General features: G+C 72.6%; 14 protein-coding genes and 1 pseudogene. 8 read left to right on the top strand and 7 right to left on the bottom strand.

Annotation, left to right across the window (positions count from 1 at the left end):
- Window positions 1-192: 192 nt before the first annotated feature.
- The gene (locus tag IH45_RS0118920; protein WP_030669266.1) at window positions 193-1,353 is read left to right on the top strand and encodes a hypothetical protein; all 1,161 of its coding nucleotides are present in this window, start codon (window positions 193-195) and stop codon (window positions 1,351-1,353) included.
- 117 nt (window positions 1,354-1,470) lie between these two features.
- Window positions 1,471-2,013, top strand: coding sequence for a DoxX family protein (locus tag IH45_RS0118915; protein ID WP_050514974.1), 543 nt, complete (start codon window positions 1,471-1,473; stop codon window positions 2,011-2,013).
- Window positions 2,014-2,092: 79 nt separating this feature from the next.
- Here IH45_RS0118915 and IH45_RS0118910 read toward each other — a convergent pair whose 3' ends face one another.
- The 3 genes from IH45_RS0118910 to IH45_RS0118900 form a co-directional block, all read right to left on the bottom strand.
- Complete coding sequence (locus tag IH45_RS0118910) at window positions 2,093-2,311, bottom strand: hypothetical protein (RefSeq protein WP_030669263.1); 219 nt, start codon at window positions 2,309-2,311, stop codon at window positions 2,093-2,095.
- Window positions 2,308-3,942, bottom strand: a complete 1,635-nt coding sequence (locus IH45_RS0118905; RefSeq protein ID WP_063763022.1) for a PspC domain-containing protein — start codon at window positions 3,940-3,942, stop codon at window positions 2,308-2,310. The genes IH45_RS0118910 and IH45_RS0118905 overlap by 4 nt, the downstream gene beginning before the upstream one ends.
- A gap of 94 nt (window positions 3,943-4,036) precedes the next feature.
- The gene (locus IH45_RS0118900) at window positions 4,037-5,089 is read right to left on the bottom strand and encodes a helix-turn-helix transcriptional regulator (RefSeq protein ID WP_030669259.1); all 1,053 of its coding nucleotides are present in this window, start codon (window positions 5,087-5,089) and stop codon (window positions 4,037-4,039) included.
- A gap of 179 nt (window positions 5,090-5,268) precedes the next feature.
- On the opposite strand from IH45_RS0118900, the gene IH45_RS0118895 reads away from it, so the two are divergent.
- Together IH45_RS0118895 and IH45_RS0118890 are read left to right on the top strand one after the other, a co-directional pair.
- Window positions 5,269-6,405, top strand: a complete 1,137-nt coding sequence (locus IH45_RS0118895; RefSeq protein WP_030669256.1) for a winged helix DNA-binding domain-containing protein — start codon at window positions 5,269-5,271, stop codon at window positions 6,403-6,405.
- A gap of 210 nt (window positions 6,406-6,615) precedes the next feature.
- Window positions 6,616-8,475 carry a serine/threonine-protein kinase gene (locus IH45_RS0118890; protein ID WP_234440593.1) on the top strand — a complete coding sequence of 620 codons (1,860 nt, stop codon included), beginning with the start codon at window positions 6,616-6,618 and terminating at the stop codon, window positions 8,473-8,475.
- 13 nt (window positions 8,476-8,488) lie between these two features.
- Here IH45_RS0118890 and IH45_RS0118885 read toward each other — a convergent pair whose 3' ends face one another.
- Window positions 8,489-9,265 (bottom strand): DUF4232 domain-containing protein, encoded by a 777-nt coding sequence (locus IH45_RS0118885; protein WP_030669250.1) that lies wholly within the window; start codon window positions 9,263-9,265, stop codon window positions 8,489-8,491.
- A 309-nt stretch (window positions 9,266-9,574) separates the two neighbouring features.
- Here IH45_RS0118885 and IH45_RS0118880 point away from each other — a divergent pair, with 309 nt between their 5' ends.
- Entirely contained in the window at window positions 9,575-10,891 is a 1,317-nt protein-coding gene (locus IH45_RS0118880) for an ATP-binding protein (protein WP_030669248.1), read from the top strand.
- 70 nt (window positions 10,892-10,961) lie between these two features.
- Window positions 10,962-11,666 (top strand): LuxR C-terminal-related transcriptional regulator, encoded by a 705-nt coding sequence (locus IH45_RS0118875; RefSeq protein WP_030669247.1) that lies wholly within the window; start codon window positions 10,962-10,964, stop codon window positions 11,664-11,666.
- Here the strand turns inward: IH45_RS0118875 and IH45_RS0118870 are convergent.
- The 3 genes from IH45_RS0118870 to IH45_RS0118860 all read right to left on the bottom strand — a co-directional run bounded on the left by IH45_RS0118870 (window position 11,644) and on the right by IH45_RS0118860 (window position 14,045).
- Window positions 11,644-12,873, bottom strand: coding sequence for an MFS transporter (locus IH45_RS0118870; RefSeq protein WP_030669246.1), 1,230 nt, complete (start codon window positions 12,871-12,873; stop codon window positions 11,644-11,646). The genes IH45_RS0118875 and IH45_RS0118870 overlap by 23 nt on opposite strands.
- Window positions 12,874-12,958: 85 nt before the next feature.
- Entirely contained in the window at window positions 12,959-13,537 is a 579-nt protein-coding gene (locus IH45_RS0118865) for a TetR/AcrR family transcriptional regulator (RefSeq protein ID WP_030669245.1), read from the bottom strand.
- 16 nt (window positions 13,538-13,553) lie between these two features.
- The gene (locus IH45_RS0118860; RefSeq protein WP_078897649.1) at window positions 13,554-14,045 is read right to left on the bottom strand and encodes an ATP-binding protein; all 492 of its coding nucleotides are present in this window, start codon (window positions 14,043-14,045) and stop codon (window positions 13,554-13,556) included.
- Window positions 14,046-14,131: 86 nt separating this feature from the next.
- Here IH45_RS0118860 and IH45_RS0118855 point away from each other — a divergent pair, with 86 nt between their 5' ends.
- Entirely contained in the window at window positions 14,132-14,920 is a 789-nt protein-coding gene (locus tag IH45_RS0118855; RefSeq protein ID WP_030669243.1) for a helix-turn-helix domain-containing protein, read from the top strand.
- A 333-nt stretch (window positions 14,921-15,253) separates the two neighbouring features.
- Window positions 15,254-15,842 (top strand): annotated as a pseudogene (locus IH45_RS1000000148770) (MarR family transcriptional regulator); the annotation flags it as partial.

Raw genomic sequence — 15,842 nt, 5'->3', positions numbered from 1 at the left:
GCGGGCGGGGCGGCGGGAGCGCCCGGAGTGCCCGGAGGCGGTTCGGGGAGCGGAGGGGCCGAAGGGTTCCGGGCGGCCGGCGGGCCGGGAGCCGGGGAGCCCGGTGGGAGTGGCGGCGGTGGTGGTGACTGCACCTGCGGCAAGTGCCCGCGCGGCGCGCGTGAGGGGCACCGCCGGGCGGTCGCCGCGTTCATGGCGCTGCGCGAGGAGTACGCCGCCGGCCGCGGCGTACCGGCCGCGCTCGCGCACTCGGCGGGTGCCGCGCGGCAGTGGGTCTCGGACGAACTGGCCCTCTCGGCCCGTACGGTCGCCGAGCGCGCCGCCGCCGAGGGCACGGCCTGGCTGGACGCCGTATGGCGGTGCTCGCTGCTGGTGATGTGGGGCGGCCTCGGCGTGCTCCTGCTCGTCCAGGCCCTGACCGCGATCGGCACCGGCTGGACGGTGCAGCGTACGGCGGGACTGGCCGCCGCGGCGGCCCTCACGCTCGCCCTGACCGGCGCGGCGTGGCGCCACCGCGCCCGCGGCGGCCTGCTCGCGCCGCTGATCGGCGAGGACAACCGGCTCTCGACCTCGCGCACGGTGGCCGCGGGCTGGCTGCTGCTCGTCGCGTACGCCGTCCTCGTACAGGCCGTCCAGCTGGCCGTGGTGACGGACGCGGACACCCGCGCCGCACTCGTCGACGGGCTGCAACTCCCCGACGGTGCCGCACTGCTGGCCGTACTGGCCGTCACCTGCGCGGTGGCGGTGCTCGTCCGCCGGGTCGTCGTCGTACGCATCCAGGGGCGCCGCCTCCAGAAGGTGCGCGCGGAACGGCCGCGCGCGGGCGACCTGCTCACGGACGACGCGGGGCGCGCGAGCCTCACCGACACCCAGTACCTGCTGCTGAACGTCGCGGCCCTCTCCTTCGCCCTGGTACGCCTGGCCCGCGACCCGTCCCGGCTGCCGGACCTGCCGTGGACGTTCGGCGTCATCGTGGTCATCGGGGCGCTCATGTACGTGGCGGGCAAGTACGCGGAGGGCGGCCGTCCGGTCGTCCTGTCCGTCGTACGGGCCCGGGAGCCGGGCGACCTGGCCGCGCCGATCCGTACCGGCGACGACATCGAGATCCGCGGCACCGGCTTCGTACCGCCCGGCGCCCAGGCCCCGGACCTGCTGGCGCGCACCGTCGTACGGATCGGCCCGGTGCACGTGCACGTACCGCTCGTGCCGGTCGCCGGCGGCTTCGGGAACCCCACGGACGGGCTGCTGACCGTGCCCGTACCGGCGGACGTGGAGCCGGGCCGGGTGGAGGTCCGGGTCGTCACGGCCGCGGGCGTGGAGACGAACAGCTACGCCATCGACGTACAGGACTGACCGGGCGGGTCTTCGCATACGACTGAACGCCCCGCCCGAACACATCCGTATCCCTTGCGGAACGCACCGGCGCAGGCACAATCGTCTGCGTCCGGCGGTGACGGAGAGGCGGATGCCATGGCTCACGCGGATCGTGCGGTCGGTGCCGGCCCGGTGGGGCCCGGAACGGGCAGGGGCGGCGGGCCGCGCGACGCGATGGCGCGCTACGCGCTGCTGCCGCTGCGGATCTTCCTCGGCGTCACCTTCGTCTACGCGGGCCTGGACAAGCTGACCGACCCGGCGTTCTTCGCGGCGAGCGGCAGCGGGTCGATCGGCGCGCTGATGCAGCAGATACGGGGCACCTCGGCCGTGCCCCAGCTGGTGGACCTGGCGCTCAAGGACCCGGCGAGCTTCGGGTACGCCATCGCGGCAGGGGAGCTGGCGGTCGGCATCGGCACGCTGGCCGGGCTGTTCGCGCGCGTCGCCGCGCTTGGCGGCGCGCTGATCTCGCTGAGCCTGTGGCTCACCGTGAGCTGGTCGACCGAGCCCTACTACTACGGCAACGACCTGGCCTACCTGATGGCGTGGCTGCCGCTGGTGCTCGCCGGGGCACCGATGCTGTCCGTGGACGCGGCGCTGGCGGCACGGCGCAGTAGGCAGGGTCGGCAGCTGTTCGGCTGAGCGGCGCTGGTCTTGGACACGTCGGTCGCGGACACGCCAATCGCGAAGACGCCGGTCGCGGAGACGCCGGTCGCGGATCTCAGTCGCGCGCCGCGGATGACGCCGAACGCTGCCGCCGGACCACGCTCCAGACGGCCGCCGTCGCACCGGCCAGGCACAGTCCCGCCGGTACGGCCAGTACGGGCAGCGCGCCCGGCAGGTCCACCACCCCGGCCGCTTCGCACGCGTAGGCCCCGCCCACGCCGAGCGCGGTCAGACCGGTGATGAGCCGGGCGGGCTCGAAACGATGGCGCTTCACTGGTGCTCTCCTCGGGACGGGACGGCGGGCGAGGCCGCTGTGGGCACGGCGGGGGCGTCGGCCGCCGCGGGAACCGAGGCTCCCGCGGGAACCGCGGCCGCCTCGGGAGTGTCGGCCGCTGCGGGCGCGTCCCCGGCCGAGGCCGAGGCCGATGGCGACGGCGACGGAGTGGCGGACGCCGACGCCCCCGTAGGAGCCTTCCGCTCCACCGACACCTGCCCCGCCCCCACCTTCAGGTCGAGATCGAGCGTGCCGTGCGGCTTCTCGCCGTCCTTCAGCCCCGTGGCCGGCAGGGTGATGGTCTGCTCCTGGTCGGCCGTGAGGTCAAAGTCCTTCGATGTTTCGCCCGGCAGCCGTACGTCGCCCAGCCCCACGTCGATGCGCAGCCGCGCCGTGACGCCTTCGGGCATGGTCACCTGGAGCTGCCCGGCGCCGACCGAGGCCCGCGTCCGTACCGTCTGCCCGTTCTTGAACGGGATGTTGGACAGGTCCAGCTCCCCGCGCCCGGCCCCGATGTCGTAACTCTCCCGTACGGAAGCGGCGTCCATCGGCGCCCATACCCGGTTGTGCCAGTCGGTGGTGACGTTCGGGGGCAGCACGGCGGCGCCCGCCAGCAGCAGGGACGTCAGGATCACCATGAAGACCGTGCCGCCGCCGGTCCGCCCCCACCAGGCGCTGATCACCAGTCCGAGCCCGAAGACCACGAGCGCCGCGGAGAGACCGGCGACGAGGACGGTGGACGGCTGGTGGTGCTCCGCCGCGGCCCCGCCCGCCGCCATGGCCGCGATCACCGCCAGCAGGAACGTCCAGCCACCGATCGGCCGGCCCGCCCGGCGGCGCTTGGCGGGTACGCCGGTACGCGGCCCCCCGGGACCGCCCCACGCCGTCGCGCCGGACGGGCGGCCACCCGCTCCGGCCTTGTCGCCGTACGCCTGCTCATGCCCATACGAAGCTCCGTACGAAGACCCGTACGAGGCCCCGTGCGAAGCGCCGTCCGGCCCCCACAGATAGCCCACGCCGGCCGTCCCTTCCTTGGAGAGCGGGTCCCGCCACCAGGACGGGCCGTTACGGGTGGGCGGCGCCATCGTCTCGGGCGGCGCGTCCGCGACGGCCTGGGCGGTCGCCGGGTCCATCGCTCCGGGCCCGTCCGGCCCGGCCGTACGGCGCTGCCGCGACCAGTACGCCGAACCGCCCACCGCCAGCGCGAGCATGACGGTGAAAGCCAGCACGCCGCGGTTGGCGAGGGAGGTGAGGAAGAAGCCGCAGCCGACCAGCGCGAACAGCAGGGCGGTCAGCGCCGTGCCCTCGACCCGGCCGGACAGCAGCCGGCGCCCCTCGTTCTCGTCCTCGCCCTCCTGCGGGATCAGCAGCCAGGCGAAGCCGTACACGATCAGGCCGATGCCGCCGGAGGCCGCCAGCACGGCCAGCACGATCCGGAAGATCACCGGGTCCAGGTCCCAGTGCCGGCCCAGGCCCCCGCACACCCCGGCGATCACCTTGTGCCGCCGGCTGCGGCGCGGGTGCGTCTGCGGCGCCGGGCGGGTGGCGTCGGGGGCCGGCGGGGTGCCCGTGGGGCCGGACGCGTCCCCGGCGGGGCCCGTCGTGTTGTCGGCGGGGGCGGCATCGTTCATGCGCCCATGGTGGCAAGCCGCGCGGACGGACGGCATCCGTGGGAACCCTGGTTGGTCCCTGAGATCATCCGGGGCCGTCCCCGACCCCCGGCGACTACGCCGATGGACCGCCCGCGGCATCGGCGTACCGCCGGGCCAACCGCCCGAACGCCTCCCGCAGCTCGCCCGGCCCCACCACCTCGATGTCCGCGTCGAACCTGCCGATATCGGCGGCCAGGGCAGCCCACGACCAGGACCCCGACACCAGCCGGCACCGGTCCGGTCCCAGCTCCTCCACGACACCGTCACGGAGGTACGGGGACACGGCAGCGGCGGGCAGCCCGAGGACCACCTCGCCCCGGCAGGGCCATCCGCCCGGCCCGTCGGATCCCTGAAAACGCCCGGCGACGAAGGCGGCGATATCCCCTCCCGGCAGGTCGCGCGGGGCGAAGCGTGGCCCCGTAGGCGTACGTGGCGCGCCGATCCGGTCCGCCCGGAACGTACGCCAGTCCGCCCGGTCGAGATCCCAGGCGACGAGGTACCAGCGGCCTCCCCAGGTGACCAGGTGATGGGGCTCCACCCGGCGCGGCGGGGGCGCCGGAGTGACCGGCGGGGACGCCGAAGTGGCCGGTGAGGACGCCGGAGTGTCTGGCGGGGGCGCCGAAGCGTCCGGTGAGGACACCCGCGCGTAATCGAACCGCAGTACCTCCCGGGCGTGCACCGCAGCGCTGAGCGCCATCAGCACACCACTCTCCACGCGCGGATGCGGCCGCGCCATCGGTCGCTCGACAGCAGTGACCTGGAAGGTGTCGATCCGGTGGCGCAAGCGCGCGGGCATGACCTGCCGGACGGTGTGCAGAGCGCGCGCCGCGGCCTCCTCGACACCGGCCCCGGTGGTGGTGGCGTTCCGCAGCGCCACGACCAGGGCGACGGCCTGCTCGTCATCGAAGAGCAACGGGGGCAGCTCCGACCCGGCCCCGAGCCGGTAGCCGCCGTCGGGGCCCTTGGTCGAGGCGATGGGGTAGCCGAGTTCCCGCAAGCGGTCGACGTCACGGCGTACGGTGCGCGCGCTGATGTCCAGCCGCTCGGCCAGCAGTGCTCCCGGCCAGTCCCGGCGCGTCTGGAGCAGCGAGAGCAGGGCGAGCAGCCGCGCTGAAGTCTTCTGCATGGCCCCATGCTGCCTGCCATAGAGGACACAACCTGTCCGCTACGTCCGGCAAGATGACCACCATCGCACCGCCGGGCCACCACCAGGCCGCCTGGCCATCACCAGGCCACCTGGCCGCAACATCACGACATGACTGGGCCACAAGGCCACCGAGCAGCAGGCACAAGGCAAGGACGCACATGACCGTTCTCGACAACCGGGCCCTCAACCGCGCCACCCTCGCCCGTCAGTTGCTCCTCGACCGCGCCGATCTGCCGGTCCTCGACGCCGTCGGGCACCTCTGCGGCCTCCAGGCGCAGGAACCGCAGGAACCGTTCATCGGGCTCTGGTCGCGGCTGCGCGCCTTCGACCCGTCGTCGCTCTCCGACCTGCTGACCGGACGGCGCGTCGTCCGTACGCACCTCATGCGCCGCACCGTCCACCTCGTCACCGCTGACGACGCACTGGCCTGGCGCGCCCGCCACGACGCCATGCTGCGCCAACGCGCACAAGGCGCCTACCGCCGCGAACTCGACGGGGTGGACTTCGACGAACTCGCCGCCGCGGGCCGCGCGGTCATGGCCGACGGCGAGCCCCGCTCGATGCCCGAGCTGGCACGGGCGGTCGCCGACCGCTGGCCCGAGCCCGGGCTGCGGCCGCTGGGGGAGATGCTGGTCGCCGCCCTGATCCCGATGGTGCAGCTGCCGCCGCGCGGAGTGTGGCGGGCGAGGGCGGGCGCCCGGTACCTGCCGCTCGCCACCTGGCTCGGCCGCGACATCGACCCGCCGGCCGCCCGGAACGGCATCGACCCGGACACCCCGGACACCCCGGACGGCCCCGACCCGGTGGGCGCGGCCCTGATACGCCGCTACCTCGCTGCCTACGGCCCCGCCGCCTCCGCCGACCTGCGCGCCTGGTGCGGCCTCGCCGGACTGCCGGCCGCGGTCGCCGCCGTACGCGAGGAGCTGATCACCTTCCGCGACGAGCGCGGCCGGGAACTGCTCGACCTCCCCGACGCTCCGCGCCCCGATCCCGATACGCCCGCGCCGGTACGGTTCCTGCCCGCGTTCGACAACGCGATCCTCGGCTACCAGGACCGCGGCCGGATCATCGACGACGCCCACCGCGGCCTCTCGGTCGCCGGCGCCCGCGTCGTCCTGGTCGACGGCCGGGTCGCCGCGACCTGGACCGTCGAGGACGGCACCGTGACGGCCACCCCGCTGCGCCCTTTCTCCCGGGCCGAGCGCACCGCCGTGACCGAGCAGGGACAGGAGCTGGCGGCGTTCCTCTCGGAGGGCGAGAGCGACCGTGCGCGGGTCGCAGAGTCTTCCGTGTGAGCGCCGACCTCCGGGTCGTGCGCGGCACACGCCCGGAGACCGCGCCCCGGTCCCCCGCCGACGCCCGCCGGACGACTATCGTTGCGCCGGACACCTGTACGGGGGAACCGAAGGGGCAAGGGGCACGGCGCGGTGACGGAGGCGGCGGTGGACGACGGGCGACTGGTCGCCGGGCGGTACCGCCTGGTCGAGGAGATAGGCCGGGGCGGGATGGGGACCGTCTGGCGGTCCTACGACGAACTGCTCGGCCGGCAGGTCGCGGTCAAGCGGCTGCACGTCTCCCCGGGGCTGGAGGCCGACGAGCTGGCCCGCCGCAACGAGCGCACCCGCCGCGAGGCCCAGTCCGCCGCCCGTATCAACCACCCCAACGTGGTCAGCGTCCACGACGTCGTGGACGACGCCGGGCTGCCGTGCATCGTCATGGAGTACGTGCCGTCGGTGACGCTCGGCGACCTGATCAAGGAGGCCACGCTCTCGGACGAGGCGGTGCCGCTGGGCGAGGTGGCCCGGATCGGCCGCGGCATGGTCGCCGCGCTGCGGGCGGCACACTCCGCCGGCGTCCTGCACCGTGACGTGAAGCCCGGCAACGTCCTGCTCGGTGAGGACGGCCGGGTCGTCCTCACGGACTTCGGCATCGCGGTCGCCACCGGTACCTCCACCCTCACCAAGACCGGCGAGCTGATCGGCTCCATCGACTACCTGGCCCCCGAACGGGTTCGGGGCGGCACCCCCGGACCGGCCTCCGACCTGTGGGCGCTGGGCGCCACGCTCTACCAGGCGCTGGAGGGGCGGCCCCCGTTCCGCAAGCTCACGGCGGTCGAGACGGCGTACTCCATCGCCGTGGACCCGCTGGACCCGCCGCGCAAGGCCGGTGCGCTGACCGGGCTGATCGAAGCCCTCCTGGCCAAGGAGCCCGCGGACCGCCCCTCGGCCCAGGCCGTGGAACAGGCCCTGCGCGCACCCGCCGCGCACACGGACACGGCATGGCTGAGCGGTGCAAGCACGTACGGGGCGACGGCGGACAACGGCACCGCCACCACCACAGCCGGTACGACGCCACCGGCCCAGGGCGACCGTATGTCCGCCCCGGCCCCGGCCCAGGCCCCTGCTCCGGCTCCCCCTTCGGCCACCGGCTCGTACCACCTGGCACCTCCGACCACGAGCGGTACGAGCGGTACGAGTCCGGCTAGGAGCAGTACGGGTGTTACGGGTGGTACGGCCACCACCGGCAACCTGGCCGCCACCGGCGGATTCGCCACCGGCCCCACCGGCCCCACCGCACCGGTCAGCCACCCGGCCGCTGCCTCGACCACCGCCTCGACCACCGCCCCGGCCGCCACCGCGCCCCCCTCCGAGAAGAAGCCCGGCAGACGCCGCCGCACGGTCCTGCTCACCACCGTCTCCGTGGTCGCCGCACTGGTCCTCGTGGGCGGCACCCTGTACGCCCTCGGCTTGCGGCCGGACGGGAACGCGCAGGCGTCCGACGGCCGCACGCCCCGGTCCGAGGAACCGTCGCTCTCCCCGTCGAAGCCCAAGGCCAAGCCCACCCCGCGCCCGGTCCCCGCGGGCTACCACCGGGTCAAGGACCCGGCGGCCGATGTCGAATTCCCCCTCCCGGACGGCTGGACCCGCCAGAAGCAGTCGAACGGCTACACCTACCTCAACCCGAACCAACTGGTCGGTCTGCGCATCGAGACGCTCGACTTCGCGGGCGTGGACCCACTGCGGCGCTGGAAGGACAACGAGCGCGCCGCCCTCAACGAGGGCAAGTTCCCCGGTTACCAGCAACTGCGGATGCAGAGCACGGTCTTCCGGGACCGGCCCGCGGCGCTGTGGGAGTGGAAGTGGTCGGGCAGCAAGCGCGACTTCCGCGCCATAGACCTGGGCTTCGGCCGTCCCGGCGAGAAGGAGTACGCCATCTACCTCTCCGCGCCGTCCGCCGAGTGGGATCGCTACAAGAAGGTCTTCGACAACGTCCTGGCCGGCCTCCGCCTGCCCGAGGACCGCGACCAAGGCGGGCAGGGCGGACAGGGCCGACAGGGCGAGCAGAACGGGCAGAACGGGCAGTAACCGTCGCGGAACGTCAGCCGATGGGGTTGACGAAGGTGGCGGGGTGGGTGGCGCCGTCCTGGTGGACGAGCGGACCCCAAGGCCACTTCAGCGTCAGCGAGGTGGTCTCGTTGGGCGGGGTGACGGCCACGGTGGCGGGCTTCCAGGAGCCTTCCTCGTTCTCCTTGGCCATGCCCAGGTTGATGGTGAAGTCGGTGCTGTCCCCGGGGCCGAGAGTGATCGAGCCGTGCTTGGCGGAGGAGCGGGCCAGCGACCAGCCGGGGCCGCCGGCATCCGGCTTGAGGTCCACGCCCGCAAAGCCGCCGATCTTGCAGGTGCGGCTGCTCTTGTTCGTGAGCACGATGCTGGTGGTCGTCCCGCCGCCGGCGTTGGGGTCGGGGGTCGCGTCCTCGCCGGTGGCGAAGGCTGCCTTGAGGTCGGAGGTGTGGCAGCGCTGACTGCCGGAGCCGCTAGCCTTGCCGCCGCCCCCGGAGTGCGAGCGGGACGACTTCTGACCCGTGGCGCCCGCCTTGCCCTCGGTTCCCGCCGCGCCCCCGGCCTTGCCGTCGGACCCGGTCTTGCCGTCGGACCCGGCCTTCGCGTCGGAGCCCTGTCCGTCCCCGGAGGACCCCGCACCGCTGGACGTGTCCGCGGCAGCCGCCTCCGTGTCCAGGTGGGCCGCGGCCTTGCTGCCGCCCGCGTCCGAACCTGAGCAGGCGGTCAGGGTCAGACCGGCGGCGGCGGTCAGGGCCGCGGCGGCGATACGGAGAGTGCGGCGGCGAGCGGTGCGCACGACGGTGCTGGAGTTCATTTCCGGTCCCCCCGGGACAGTTGGTGTCGTTGTCTGCTCGGTACGTCACCCAATCTGTCCGAGGGTCTTAGCGCCCGGCTGCCGCTCCGCTAACACCCGGCTAACGCGGGTACGAGGCACACCCCAGGGCCGCCTCAAAGACGTACCGCAGGGCTGCCCCAGAAACCGCACCCCAGGACCGCCCCAGAGACGCATCGCAGGGCCACCCCGGAGACGCACCCCAGGACCGCCCCCAGAGACGCACTTCAGGGCCGCCCTAAGGGTCCACCCTGATGCCCCGACCCCACCTCCCGTGTGACGATCGGTGCCATGACCACCGCACCGCCCCGGCCCGAGGCGAGCTACGCCCCGGCGCCCGACCCCGATGATCCGCCCCTGCGCAAGCTCTACCGCAGTGCCGACGGCCGGATGCTCGGAGGCGTCGCACGCGGGCTCGCCGGGCATCTCGGCCTGCCGGTCTCCTGGGTACGGGTGGTGTTCGTCGCGCTGTTCATGGCCGAGGGCATGGGCGCGCTGCTGTACGCGGCGTTCTGGTTCATCGTCCCGCTGGGCGTCGGCGGCGTGGACGCGGCGCGCGCGAACGCCTCCGCCCCCGCCCCCGGCCTCCTCGGCAAGGCCCGCGGCCGTACGGGCCGCAAGGCCGACAAGGGCCAGATACTCGCCCTGCTCACGCTGCTCGCCGGCGCGGCCGTCGTCGCCTCGAAGTTCCAGCTGGGCCGCGCCAACGCGTACGTCTGGCCGGTCCTGCTGATCGGCGCGGGCGTCGCGCTGGTCTGGCGCCAGGCGGACAACGCGCGCCGCGCGCAGTGGCGGGAGATGGGCCGCCGCAAGGGCCTGCTGCCGGTCCTGCGCGGCGCGGCCGGGGTGGTGCTGGTCGGCGTCGGCGTCACCGGCATCGTCGTACTGCAAAGCTCCGTCCGGCACCTCGGCTCGGTGCTCCAGGCTGCCCTCGCCGTCCTGGTCGGCATCGCGCTGCTCGCGGGCCCCTACCTCGTCCGCCTGACGCAGGACCTGTCCGAGGAGCGCCTGATGCGCATCCGCGCGCAGGAACGCGCCGAAGTCGCCGCGCACGTCCACGACTCCGTCCTGCACACCCTCACCCTGATCCAGCGCAACGCCGAGGACCCGCGCGAGGTGGCCCGCCTCGCCCGCGCCCAGGAGCGCGAACTGCGCGCCTGGCTCTACAAGCCGGAGGGGCGCGGCAAGGACGAGGAGCAGGAGCCGGACACCCTCGCCGAGGCGGTACGCAAGGCCGCCGCCGAGGTCGAGGACCACCACGGCGTACCCATCGAGGTCGTGGTCGTCGGCGACTGCCCGCTGGACGAACGGCTGGGCGCGCAGATGCAGGCCGCGCGCGAGGCGATGGTCAACGCCGCCAAGTACGGTGGCGAGGGCGGTGCCGTGCAGGTGTACGCCGAGGTCGAGGGCCGTACGGTCTTCGTCTCCGTACGCGACCGGGGTCCCGGCTTCGACCTGGACGCGGTCCCCGGCGACCGGATGGGCGTACGCGAGTCCATCATCGGACGCATGCAGCGCAACGGCGGCACGGCCCGGCTGCGCTCCGCGCCGGACGGCGGCACCGTGGTCGAGCTGGAGGCGGAGCGCCTGCCGGATGACGGCGGATGAGCCGGATGCCGGATGATGGGGAACCACGCCAGAGGCAACTGGCAACGTCAACGAGGGACGGACGGACGAGATGAACAGTGACGCCGCACAGGACGCCCAGGCCGGCGGCCCCGCCCGCACGGTACGGGTCGTCCTCGTCGACGACCACCGCATGTTCCGTACGGGCGTCCAGGCCGAGATCGGCCGCACCGACGAGACGGGCGTGGAGGTCGTCGGCGAGGCCGCCGACGTGGACCAGGCCGTCACGGTCATCACCGCCACCCGCCCCGAGGTGGTCCTGCTGGACGTGCACCTCCCGGGCGGCGGCGGGGTCGAGGTGCTGCGCCGCTCCGCCTCGATGATGGCCGACCCCGAACGCCCGGTCCGCTTCCTCGCGCTGTCCGTGTCGGACGCCGCCGAGGACGTCATCGGTGTCATCCGCGGCGGCGCCCGTGGTTACGTCACCAAGACGATCACCGGTACGGACCTGGTCGACGCGATCTTCCGGGTCTCCGAGGGCGACGCGGTCTTCTCCCCGCGCCTGGCCGGCTTCGTCCTGGACGCCTTCGCCTCCACCGACGCCCCGCCGGTCGACGAGGACCTGGACCGCCTCACCCAGCGCGAGCGCGAGGTACTGCGCCTGATCGCCCGCGGCTACGCCTACAAGGAGATCGCCAAGCAGCTCTTCATCTCGGTCAAGACGGTCGAGTCCCACGTCTCGGCGGTGCTGCGCAAGCTCCAGCTCTCCAACCGGCACGAGCTGACGCGCTGGGCTACGGCTCGGCGGTTGGTGTGACGCAGGGGGTGGCGGGGGCGGGTTCCACAGGCCCGCTCGCGACGATCCGACTCGTACGGCGACGCCCCTCCCGCCCCCCGAGCTCCGGCACCAGCGACACGATCCCCAGCGCCGCCAGCCCGGCCCCCAGCCAGATCGTCGCCCGCAGCCCGTACGCGCTGATGGCCATGCCGCCGACCAGCGACCCCACGATCACGCCGAGCGTGATGAACGACGAGTGCACGGTGTTCACCAGCGCCCGCGCGTTCCCGGCCCGCTGGACGCGGGTCACCATCGCCGGGTTCATCGTCACCCCGACCAGCCCGATCCCCATCATGAACACCACAGCGGGCACGGGCAGCTGCGCGAACAGCGCGAACCCGACCAGAAACCCCAGGTTCAGCGCCAGCCCGCAGAACAGAACAGCGACCGTGTGCCGGTCGGCGAGGCGGCCGACCACGGTGTTCCCGACGACGGTCGCGGCCCCGTACGCCACGAGCAGCAGGGGTACGGTCCCGGTACCGAACCCGGTGACCTCGGTCAGGATCGGGTTGAAGTAGCTGAAGACGGCGAAGGTCGCTCCGATGATCAGCGTGCTGGTGGCCAGCGCCAGCCACAGCCGCGGATTGCGGAACGCGCCCAGCTCCTCCCGTATGCCGCCGCCCGCGTCCGCCTGCTCCAGCCGCGGTACGCCGACGGCCGTGCACACCGCCGCGCCCACCGTCAGGACGGCCACGGCCCAGAACGCGGCCCGCCAGCCCAGGTGTTCACCGATCAGCGTGGACAGCGGCAGGCCGAGCAGCGTGCCGAGCATCAGCCCGTTCATGGCCACCGCGACCGCCCGGCCGCGCGCTTCCGGCCGCGTCAGCTGGGCGCATACGGAGAGCGCCACGCCGAAGAAGGCCTGCGAGGCGACCCCGGTGACGACGCGCGCGACCACCATCGTCCAGTAATCCGGCGCGACGGCCGCCAGCACGTTCCCGGCCAGGAACACCCCGAACAGCACTCCCAGCGCCCGCTTCTGCTGCAGCCGCAGCACGCCGACCGTCAGGAACGGCCCGCCGACGGCCATGGCCACCGCGAAGGCCGTGATCAGGTAGCCGATCTCCGGCACGGTGGCACCCAGCCCGTCCGCCATCTGCGGCATCAGCCCGGCGACGGCGAATTCGCTGGTCACCATGGCGAAGATGCCCAGGGCCAGGACGTACACGGCGCGTGGTACGCGCATGATCCCCCTCTTTTCCTAACCGATCGTTCCAGTAATTACCCGAAAGAAACCCCCGCCGTAGCGGGGGAGGGAAGGCGTGCAGGGGTCAGCGCAGGATCGTCATCGCCTGCTCCACGGCGTCATTGATCCGCCGCTCATCACCCGTCTTGCCGATGACGCGCAGCCCCTGGATGAAGGTGACCAGGAACCGGGCCTGCGCGCGTACGTCCGCCCCTTCCGTCAGCTCCCCCTGTGCCTTCGCCCTGATCAGGGCACCCGTGATCGCCGACTCCACCTCGTGAAAGGCCGTCTCGACCCGCCGCTGTGCCTTCTCGTCCTCCGGCAGCAGCTCCACGGCGGTGTTCGTGACCAGGCAGCCCTTGCGGTCCGCGTCCGCCAGTGCTTCGTCGGCGAACGCGCGCAGGAACTCCCGTACGGCGGGCAGCGCCGGCCCCGGCCGGTTCAGCCACTCCAGCGCCGCCGTCCCTTCGTTCTCGCAGTACCGGTCGAGCGCGCGCAGGTACAGCTCGTGCTTGCTGCCGTACGTCGCGTAGATGCTGCCCCGGTTGATGCCGAGGTGATCGACCAGGTCCTGCATCGACGTGGCTTCGTACCCCTTGCGCCAGAACAGCTCCAGGGCAGCCTGAAGTGTCGCGCCCGGGTCGAACTCCTTGGTTCTGCCCATGCGAGCACCCTACGGGTTACGTGACCGATCGTTCAAGAAAAGGCGCCTCGGTGCTGGGGTGGCTGGACGCCACCTTCAACTCGAACCACACGACCTTCCCGATCCCGTACGGGCGCGGGTACGTACCCCAGTCGTCCGCCAGCGCCGCGACCAGCGCCAGCCCGCGCCCGCCCTCGTCGTCGGGCCCCGCCACCCGGGGCTCGGGCATCGAGTCGTTCGCGTCGGCCACCTCGATTCGCAGCCGCCCCGCGAACAGCAGGCACCGCGTCCGCACATACCGCCCACGCGGAACCCGCGCGTGCACACAGGCGTTGGCCGTCAGCTCACTGAGAATCAGCACGGCCGTCTCCGTCACCTCGTCCTGCAACCGCCACACGTCCGCCAGGACGCGCAGGTACGCACGGGCCCGCCGCGCGCTCCGAGGGCGGAGCGGCAGCCACCATTCGTTCGTAAGGGGGGAATTTCCGTCGTTCACAATCCGAGCATGTCGGCGCGAGCGTACGGTCATCAGCCGCGACGAGGGTACGCGTCAGGGTGTACCGGTCGTGCCAGTGAAATGGGGGGCCGGTGCCGAAAGAACCAACCCAACTGCCTATGACGTGGCGCTACTGTGGCGACCAACTCAAGCTGTGGCGCATGTACGCGGGTATCTCCCGCGAGGAAATCGCGAAGGAATCGGACTACGACGCGGAGTACGTCAAGTCCATGGAGCAGGGGCGTCGGAGGCCGACGCTGCGGATGCTCCGCATCGCTGATCAGGTGTGTCGCGCGCACGGCATGTTGGAGGCGGCGGACCAATACCTGAAGCCCGAGAAGTCCGTACGGCCCATCGGTGAGTTCATGGAACTCGAAGAAACTGCAATCGGGCTGTACTGGTACGAAACCCTCTACATGCCGGGCTTGCTGCAAACCGAGGAGTATGTGCACGAGCTGATGAACCGCGGCCTTCCGCCGCTGGACGACGAGACAGTGGAAGAGCGCATCACCAAGCGTCTCCGGCGGCAGGCTCTGTTGGACGGCAAGTCCGACACGGCGTTCAACTTCATCGTCTACGAAGCTGCGTTGCGCACGATGGTGGGTGGCGCCGACGTGATGCGGCGTCAACTGGGGCGACTGCTGGAGGTGCAGCGGATGCGCAATGTCTGCGTGCAGGTGCTGCCGGCTGACCGCGCCCCCTACGTGGCGTTGGCCGGTCCGATCATCCTTGTCGAGACCGAAGAACACGAGACGTACGCATACCTGCCTGGCCAGGGAGTCAGCACACTGCAATCCGATTCGGGTGACGTGAGTCGCCAGTGCAGGGCCTTCGGCACGATCCGCATGCAGGCGCTGGGGATGGAGGACAGTGACGAGTTCATCCGCAGGGTGATGGAGGAGCTGTAGGCCGCCTGGCGAGTCCGGGCCTCCCGACTCGGCCTACCCGTACATGCCTGTGCGGCCTGCCAGCCCTTTTCCCTCCGGGGCTTGAGCTCCGGGCGTCGGGCGGCGAACGCCGAGCCCCTTATCCAAGGAACGGGTGGGTTGGCACAACCCACCCACCCTCCCAACCCTCGCGCGTACCAGCGCACATGACTTTCCGCGACCGGCTTGCAACCGACCGTCGCCAACCTCTAGCGTTCGCCGCAGCAAGTAGCACACGCACAACAAACGACCCCGGCAGGTGCGCCAACACCAAACCGGGGCCTAACCTCCAAGATCGGAACAAGGACGATCTCAATGGCTGACGCCCAACTTACTACGGCGCCTTGCGCGCCCACCGACTCCCACCCCCGCCCTCCTCGCCGCGCGGCCCCCGGCTACGGCAAACGCTCCGCGCCGGACCAGAATCGCCGCCGCCCAGGGCACTTCTCCCACCTCCCGGAACGCGAGGCGTACCTCGCCGGCTTCATCGACCGGCTCCCCGACGGCGCCGCCATGGACGTGAAAACCCTCGCCGCCGCCCAGCCCCGCTACGGCCAGCAAGCCGTACGCTCGGCCCTCACCCACCTCTCCACAGCCGGCCACCTGCGCCGCGTCCAGGAAACCGTCGGCAGCGGCCGCTCCCAGTGGGTCTACCGCACGTACTTCACCCGCACCGCCCGCGACGACACCTGGTGGCACCACTTCCTCGCCGGCAACGCACCCCCGCAACTCCAACCGGACGAGCGACCACCAACCCCGGAACCCCAAACCCCGGAACCCCAAACCCCGGAACGCCAAACCCCGGAACCCGCGCCCGTCGCACCCGCTCCACCAGCAGCCGCGCCCGTCGCACCCGCGCCTCTCGCACCCGTAGTGCCGGGTCCCGCAACTCCCACCCTCACCC

Source organism: Streptomyces rimosus subsp. rimosus (genome assembly GCF_000720725.1).
GTDB classification, from domain to species: Bacteria; Actinomycetota; Actinomycetes; order Streptomycetales; family Streptomycetaceae; genus Streptomyces; species Streptomyces rimosus_A.
This window is presented reverse-complemented; position numbering and strand designations above follow the sequence as displayed.

Bases quoted from the DNA above. Each gene is read 5' to 3' on its own strand.
- IH45_RS0118920 (WP_030669266.1), top strand. From the start codon at position 193: ATGGCGCTGCGCGAGGAGTACGCCGCCGGCCGCGGCGTACCGGCCGCG.
- IH45_RS0118915 (WP_050514974.1), top strand. From the start codon at position 1,471: ATGGCTCACGCGGATCGTGCGGTCGGTGCCGGCCCGGTGGGGCCCGGA.
- IH45_RS0118905 (WP_063763022.1), bottom strand. From the start codon at position 3,942: ATGAACGATGCCGCCCCCGCCGACAACACGACGGGCCCCGCCGGGGAC.
- IH45_RS0118900 (WP_030669259.1), bottom strand. From the start codon at position 5,089: ATGCAGAAGACTTCAGCGCGGCTGCTCGCCCTGCTCTCGCTGCTCCAG.
- IH45_RS0118895 (WP_030669256.1), top strand. From the start codon at position 5,269: ATGACCGTTCTCGACAACCGGGCCCTCAACCGCGCCACCCTCGCCCGT.
- IH45_RS0118890 (WP_234440593.1), top strand. From the start codon at position 6,616: ATGGGGACCGTCTGGCGGTCCTACGACGAACTGCTCGGCCGGCAGGTC.
- IH45_RS0118885 (WP_030669250.1), bottom strand. From the start codon at position 9,265: ATGAACTCCAGCACCGTCGTGCGCACCGCTCGCCGCCGCACTCTCCGT.
- IH45_RS0118880 (WP_030669248.1), top strand. From the start codon at position 9,575: ATGACCACCGCACCGCCCCGGCCCGAGGCGAGCTACGCCCCGGCGCCC.
- IH45_RS0118875 (WP_030669247.1), top strand. From the start codon at position 10,962: ATGAACAGTGACGCCGCACAGGACGCCCAGGCCGGCGGCCCCGCCCGC.
- IH45_RS0118870 (WP_030669246.1), bottom strand. From the start codon at position 12,873: ATGCGCGTACCACGCGCCGTGTACGTCCTGGCCCTGGGCATCTTCGCC.
- IH45_RS0118865 (WP_030669245.1), bottom strand. From the start codon at position 13,537: ATGGGCAGAACCAAGGAGTTCGACCCGGGCGCGACACTTCAGGCTGCC.
- IH45_RS0118860 (WP_078897649.1), bottom strand. From the start codon at position 14,045: ATGACCGTACGCTCGCGCCGACATGCTCGGATTGTGAACGACGGAAAT.
- IH45_RS0118855 (WP_030669243.1), top strand. From the start codon at position 14,132: ATGACGTGGCGCTACTGTGGCGACCAACTCAAGCTGTGGCGCATGTAC.